The organism is Staphylococcus sp. EG-SA-2 (assembly GCF_017152085.1).
On the sequence record NZ_JACYHC010000295.1, the window covers coordinates 1 to 7,194 of the forward strand.

At 32.5% G+C, this 7,194-nt stretch carries 7 protein-coding genes and 1 pseudogene; all 8 read left to right on the forward strand.

Translation table 11 applies throughout. From position 1 onward, the window contains the following. Positions 1 to 154: 154 nt before the first annotated feature. The 8 genes and pseudogenes from IDG60_RS02800 (at position 155) to argS (ending at position 7,078) form a co-directional block, all read left to right on the forward strand. Positions 155 to 691, forward strand: coding sequence for a flavodoxin family protein (locus tag IDG60_RS02800; RefSeq protein WP_000633782.1), 537 nt, complete (start codon positions 155 to 157; stop codon positions 689 to 691). A 167-nt stretch (positions 692 to 858) separates the two neighbouring features. Further along, positions 859 to 1,335, forward strand: a complete 477-nt coding sequence (locus tag IDG60_RS02805) for a GNAT family N-acetyltransferase (protein ID WP_000477505.1) — start codon at positions 859 to 861, stop codon at positions 1,333 to 1,335. Positions 1,336 to 1,374: 39 nt separating this feature from the next. Next, a complete protein-coding gene (locus IDG60_RS02810; RefSeq protein ID WP_000180234.1) occupies positions 1,375 to 2,670 on the forward strand; it encodes an HD domain-containing protein in 1,296 nt (431 codons plus the stop codon). Positions 2,671 to 2,697: 27 nt separating this feature from the next. Beyond that, a complete protein-coding gene (locus IDG60_RS02815) occupies positions 2,698 to 3,219 on the forward strand; it encodes a YwhD family protein (protein WP_001792725.1) in 522 nt (173 codons plus the stop codon). Between the two features lie 498 nt (positions 3,220 to 3,717). Further along, positions 3,718 to 4,728 carry an alcohol dehydrogenase AdhP gene (gene adhP / locus IDG60_RS02820; protein WP_103182759.1) on the forward strand — a complete coding sequence of 337 codons (1,011 nt, stop codon included), beginning with the start codon at positions 3,718 to 3,720 and terminating at the stop codon, positions 4,726 to 4,728. A 74-nt stretch (positions 4,729 to 4,802) separates the two neighbouring features. Continuing rightward, positions 4,803 to 4,911: pseudogene (locus IDG60_RS02825) on the forward strand (hypothetical protein). A gap of 92 nt (positions 4,912 to 5,003) precedes the next feature. After that, the gene (locus IDG60_RS02830; RefSeq protein WP_000359086.1) at positions 5,004 to 5,420 is read left to right on the forward strand and encodes a YwiB family protein; all 417 of its coding nucleotides are present in this window, start codon (positions 5,004 to 5,006) and stop codon (positions 5,418 to 5,420) included. Then, entirely contained in the window at positions 5,417 to 7,078 is a 1,662-nt protein-coding gene (gene argS, locus IDG60_RS02835) for an arginine--tRNA ligase (RefSeq protein WP_001021144.1), read from the forward strand. Before IDG60_RS02830 ends, argS begins: the two co-directional genes overlap by 4 nt. Positions 7,079 to 7,194: the final 116 nt, after the last annotated feature.

The following is a 7,194-nucleotide window of genomic DNA, read 5'->3' on the forward strand; positions in this document are numbered from 1 at the left end:
ATCACAAACGACGTTATATAAGGCATGACGAAATTTCGTCAAATTTATATAAAAGTTGTAAGCGTTTTACTATTCGGTAGGCAAAGCTTATGATAGTATAATTAGGTAACGAAAAACACAGATATTTATTAATCAAAAGTGAGGTTAGGCTAAAATGATTACTGTTTTGTTTGGTGGGAGTAGACCAAACGGTAATACTGCACAATTAACAAAATTCGCTTTGCAAGATTTAGAGTATCAATGGATTGACGTGACACAACATCAGTTTAAACCGATACGTGACGTGAGACATACAGCAGAGACTATTACTTCATATGACGATGACTATTTGCCGATTCTAGATAAAATATTGGCTAGTGATACAATTATTTTTGCATCACCAGTGTATTGGTATAGCATTTCAGCACCATTGAAAGCATTTATCGAACATTGGTCAGAAACATTACAAGATAAACGATATCCTAATTTTAAGGCACAAATGGCCGAAAAAGATTTTAGAGTTATTTTAGTTGGTGGAGATTGTCCAAAAATAAAAGCGAAGCCAGCAATTACGCAAATGAAATATAGTTTAGACTTTTTAGGTGCCACTTTAAATGGTTATATTATTGGAACTGCTGAAAAGCCTGGTGACATCATGAAAGACAACTATGCCTTAGCACGTGCAACTGAGTGGAATAGTATATTGCAATAAGACATACCTCATACTAAACGAAGTGATTTTTTGCTTCGTTATTTTTATTTTTAATTTTAACGGAAAATATAAATATATAAATTGAATAGACAATCATTGTTTATTAAGTATTGAGCAAGTTGTGGTATAATGCCGTTATTAAAACTTGTTAATAAGGGGAGAAAGTCATGTTCAAGGTAAGACAAGCAACTGAAAAAGATGTTGTTCAAATTAGAGATGTCGCAACTAAAGCTTGGTTTAATACATACTTAAATATATACGCTGCGACAACAGTTAATCACTTGTTAGAAGCTTCATATAATGAACATCATTTAAAGAAAAGACTTCAAGAACAATTATTCTTAGTCGTTGAAGAAGGTAATGACATCGTTGGCTTTGCTAACTTTATTTACGGTGAAGAATTATATTTATCAGCTCATTATGTTAAACCAGAATCGCAACATACAGGTTATGGTACAGCATTGTTAAATGAAGGATTATCACGTTTTGAAGATAAATTTGAAGGTGTTTACTTAGAAGTAGATAATAAAAATGAAGAAGCAGTAGCTTACTATAAAGAGCAAGGTTTTACAATCTTACGCTCTTATCAGCCAGAAATGTATGGCGAAAAGTTAGACTTAGCACTTATGTACAAAGCATTTTAAGTAAATTAAATATTATATTAAACGAAAAGGAGGGGAATAATGACTAACGCATATGTAGATTTAAAATTAGTAGAAGAAAAAGTTTTTAAAGATCCGATACATCGATATATTCATGTTGAAGATCAATTGATATGGGATTTAATTAAAACTAAGGAATTCCAAAGGTTACGTCGAATTAGACAACTAGGAACACTGTACCTATCTTTTCACACAGCAGAACATAGTCGCTTTGGACATTCTTTAGGTGTGTATGAAATAGTTAGACGATTAATTGATGAGTCATTTATTGGTCATGATGCATGGGACAATAAAGATAGACCGTTGGCATTATGTGCTGCATTATTACATGATTTAGGACATGGTCCATTTTCACATAGTTTTGAAAAAATATTTAATACAGACCATGAAGCATACACACAAGCGATTATTACTGGAGATACTGAGGTGAATGCTGTATTACGTAAAGTGTCGCCTGAGTTTCCAAGAGAAGTTGCGGAAGTAATTAATAAAACGCATCATAATAAATTGGTCATTTCGATGATTTCGTCACAAATCGATGCGGATAGAATGGATTATTTACAACGTGATGCGTATTTCACAGGTGTATCATATGGTGCTTTTGATATGGAGCGTATTTTAAGATTAATGCGACCTTCTAAAGATGAAGTACTAATCAAAGAAAGTGGTATGCATGCAGTTGAAAACTTTATTATGAGTCGTTATCAAATGTATTGGCAAATTTACTTCCACCCAGTTAGTCGTGGTGGAGAAGTGCTGCTTAATAATTGTTTGAAACGCGCAAAACAGCTTTATAATGAAGGCTATGAATTTAAGTTGCATCCACATGATTTTATTCCATTTTTTGAAGAGACAGTTACGATTGAACAATATGTTGAACTCGATGAAGCGGTAGTTACGTATTATTTGGAAAAATGGACAAAAGAAGATGATGCCATTTTAAGTGATTTAGCAAGTCGATTTATTAATCGAGACTTATTTAAATATATTCCATTTGATGGCTCAATTATTACAATATCAGAACTGCAAGAACTGTTTGAAGCAGGTGGTATTAATCCAGATTATTATTTTGTGAGTGAAGCATTTTCGGATTTGCCATATGACTATGATCGACCGGGGTCAAATCGCAAACCGATTCATTTATTAAGACAAGATGGTACGATTAGAGAAATAAGCAATCAATCATTAGTCATTCATAGTATTACAGGCATTAATCGCCAAGACTATAAATTATATTATCCTAGAGAAATGGTTGCAAAGATTAAAGATAAGACAATTAGAGAAGCTATTGAAAATTTGATTAATGAGCTTAATTAAACAGGGCTAAAATTGTTATCGTTAAATATGGAGGTTATATCATTGTCTGAGAAAAAAGGCTTTAATTTTAATATCATAAAAAATGACCCTCTAGATGGTCATAAAGGTACAAATATTGGTTCAATTAGCTTAGACAATATTGCACCAGTTTTTATCGATGTTGCTAACAAAGAAGCATTTATTGATATTGGAGGCATGCATGCTCGTGCCAAAGTTGAAAAAGGTGTGAAATGGATTACTGATAAAGCTGCTGTTGAAGGCGATGAAGCTAAAGAATATTGGTTGTGTTGGGTAACAACAGAACGTAATGAACAAGGACCATATTACGCTGGTTTAACAGCGTGCTATTTATTAGTGAATAAAGCAATTCGTCGTGGTTATAAAAGTATGCCTGAACATGTTAATATGATGGATAAATCAATGAAACATCATATTATCATTGATCAAATTGGTGACGAGAATAAAGCTATTTTAAAAGACTTTTTAATGAACCATGATGAAGGTATGTGGAAGCTTTCTTCTGATGCTTTACATCAAGCATTTAATTAAATATTAGAAACTAAAATTTCCCAATTAATCTATAAAGATATGATTCATTTCTCAATGACGACGTAAATCTTGAGGTGAAAATAAAGTCTTAGATTGGTTGGGAGTTTTTTTAATTTTTTTGAAATTAAATTAATCTGTAGTTAATAAAAAATTTGAATAACTGACACATTTTTTTGATCATAGCTATATACTTTGTGAATTAATTCACATTATAATAAGAGTGAAGATAAGAGTATTATAAATTATCTTTAAATAAATATATGTGAAGTAAAAATTACACGTTAGCATATCGATTATGTCATTTCTTTTAACATATTAACTAGGGAAACGTTAAAAGTTAACGGTTGATATCTAACTAAAAACAAAGTCACAGTAGTATGTTTTAATCTGGCGTCTATTACAAATAAAAATTACATCTATAATTATTCGTTTTCATTTTTGAAAGTAATCGCCAATTAATATCATACATACTGGAGTGACTATAAGGAGGACATTATTATGAGAGCAGCAGTTGTAACGAAAGATCACAAAGTAAGTATTGAGGACAAAAAGTTAAGAGCTTTAAAACCTGGTGAAGCATTGGTACAAACGGAATATTGTGGTGTTTGTCATACCGATTTACATGTTAAGAATGCTGATTTTGGTGATGTTACAGGCGTTACTTTAGGTCATGAAGGTATTGGTAAAGTCATCGAAGTTGCAGAAGATGTAGAATCATTAAAAATTGGAGACCGTGTGTCTGTCGCTTGGATGTTCGAAAGCTGTGGAAGATGTGAATATTGTACAACAGGTCGTGAAACACTTTGCCGTAGTGTGAAAAATGCTGGTTATACAGTAGATGGTGCAATGGCTGAACAAGTTATTGTTACTGCAGACTATGCTGTGAAAGTACCTGAAAAATTAGATCCAGCAGCAGCGTCTTCTATTACATGCGCAGGTGTGACAACTTATAAAGCTGTAAAAGTAAGTAATGTAAAATCTGGTCAATGGTTAGGTGTTTTTGGTATAGGTGGTTTAGGTAACCTAGCTTTACAATATGCTAAAAACGTTATGGGGGCTAAAATTGTTGCCTTCGACATTAATGATGATAAATTAGCATTCGCGAAAGAATTAGGTGCAGATGCTATTATTAATTCTAAAGATGTTGATCCAGTTGCAGAAGTTATGAAATTAACTGATAACAAAGGATTAGATGCAACAGTGGTAACTTCAGTTGCTAAGACGCCATTTAACCAAGCGGTTGATGTTGTAAAAGCTGGTGCAAGAGTTGTTGCCGTTGGTTTACCTGTTGATAAAATGAACTTAGATATCCCAAGATTAGTGCTTGACGGTATTGAAGTAGTAGGTTCACTTGTTGGTACAAGACAAGACTTACGTGAAGCGTTTGAATTTGCTGCTGAAAATAAAGTAACACCTAAAGTTCAATTAAGAAAATTAGAAGAAATCAATGATATTTTTGAAGAAATGGAAAATGGTACTATAACTGGTAGAATGGTTATTAAATTTTAAAAATATCAACTGACTATATAGATAAAGAAGGTAGTGCTCTGAACACTATCATTATAATCAAACACGAGGTTTTCATGAAAGATAGTGAAAATCTCGTGTTTTTTTGGTTTTGAGGTGTTGTTTGTATTTTATAAAATGGCTTACATATATGAAGCGTTGATTAAGTATGGAATTGTTAATTAATTGAACCTATTTAGCTTTAAGAAGGCATAACAAGATGACCTTATTTTATGCTATAATATTTCTATTATGCGAAGATTAAGGTGAGTAGTAAATTGGATAAAAAAGTAAGTATTCAAACAAAGCAAGTGTTGAAACAGCACAACGAAAAAGAAAAATTTGAATTTACTACTGAAGGAACTTGGCAACAAAGGCAATCTAACTTTATTCGGTATGTAGAACAAATTGAGGATGCAACAGTTAATGTTACAATAAAAGTGGATGATGATAGCGTTAAGTTGATTCGTAAAGGCGACATTAATATGAATTTGCATTTTGTTGAAGGACAAACGACAACAACTTTTTACGATATATCGGCTGGACGAATTCCACTAGAAGTTAAAACATTACGCATTTTACATTTCGTAAGTGGAGACGGTGGCAAGCTAAAGATTCATTATGAATTATATCAAGATAATGAAAAAATGGGTTCTTATCAATATGAAATTAACTATAAGGAGATAGGCGAATGAATATTATTGATCAAGTGAAACAAACATTAGTAGAAGAAATTGCAGCAAGTATTAACAAAGCAGGATTAGCAGATGAGATTCCTGATATTAAAATTGAAGTTCCTAAAGATACAAAAAATGGAGATTATGCTACTAATATTGCGATGGTACTGACTAAGATTGCAAAGCGTAATCCTCGTGAAATTGCTCAAGCGATTGTTGATAACTTAGATACTGAAAAAGCACATGTAAAACAAATTGACATTGCTGGTCCAGGATTCATTAATTTTTACTTAGATAATCAGTATTTAACAGCAATTATTCCTGAAGCAATTGAAAAAGGTGATCAATTTGGACATGTAAATGAATCAAAAGGTCAAAATGTATTGCTTGAGTATGTTTCAGCTAACCCTACAGGAGATTTACATATTGGTCATGCTAGAAATGCAGCAGTTGGTGATGCTTTAGCTAATATTTTAACTGCAGCTGGCTATAATGTAACACGTGAATATTATATTAATGATGCTGGTAATCAAATTACTAACTTAGCGCGTTCGATTGAAACACGTTTCTTTGAAGCTTTAGGTGACAATAGTTATTCAATGCCAGAAGATGGCTATAATGGAAAAGATATTATTGAAATAGGTAAAGATTTAGCAGAGAAACACCCTGAAATTAAAGATTATTCTGAAGAAGCACGTTTGAAAGAATTTAGAAAATTAGGCGTAGAATACGAAATGGCTAAATTGAAAAATGATTTAGCAGAGTTCAATACGCATTTTGATAATTGGTTTAGTGAAACATCTTTATATGAAAAAGGCGAAATTCTTGAAGTTTTAGCAAAAATGAAAGAATTAGGTTATACGTATGAAGCTGATGGCGCTACATGGTTACGTACAACTGATTTTAAAGACGACAAAGACAGAGTATTAATTAAAAATGACGGTACATATACGTATTTCTTACCAGATATTGCGTACCACTTCGATAAAGTTAAACGTGGTAATGACATTTTAATCGATTTATTTGGTGCTGATCATCATGGTTATATTAATCGTTTGAAAGCATCTCTTGAAACGTTTGGTGTAGATAGTAATCGTTTAGAAATTCAAATCATGCAAATGGTTCGTTTAATGGAAAATGGTAAAGAAGTGAAGATGAGTAAACGTACTGGTAATGCGATTACATTAAGAGAAATTATGGACGAAGTTGGCGTTGACGCTGCACGTTATTTCTTAACTATGCGTAGTCCTGATAGTCACTTTGATTTTGATATGGAATTAGCGAAAGAGCAATCTCAAGACAATCCAGTTTACTATGCTCAATATGCACATGCGCGTATTTGTTCAATTTTAAAACAAGCGAAAGAGCAAGGTATTGAAGTGACTGCTGCGAATGATTTTACAACGATTACAAATGAAAAAGCGATTGAATTGTTGAAAAAAGTAGCTGATTTCGAACCTACAATTGAAAGTGCTGCTGAGCATAGATCAGCACATAGAATTACTAACTATATTCAAGACTTGGCTGCTCATTTCCATAAATTCTATAATGCTGAAAAAGTGTTAACAGATGATATTGAAAAAACAAAAGCACATGTTGCTATGATTGAAGCGGTCAGAATTACATTGAAAAATGCATTGGCAATGGTCGGTGTAAGCGCACCTGAATCAATGTAAGAACATTTATATACACTCCAACGTAGAGTTTCTCGAAAGATACTTTGTGTTGGAGTGTTTTTAATTAGGTATGTGACATATTGGGGAATGCTTAGTATGTGAATAAGGTTAAGAGG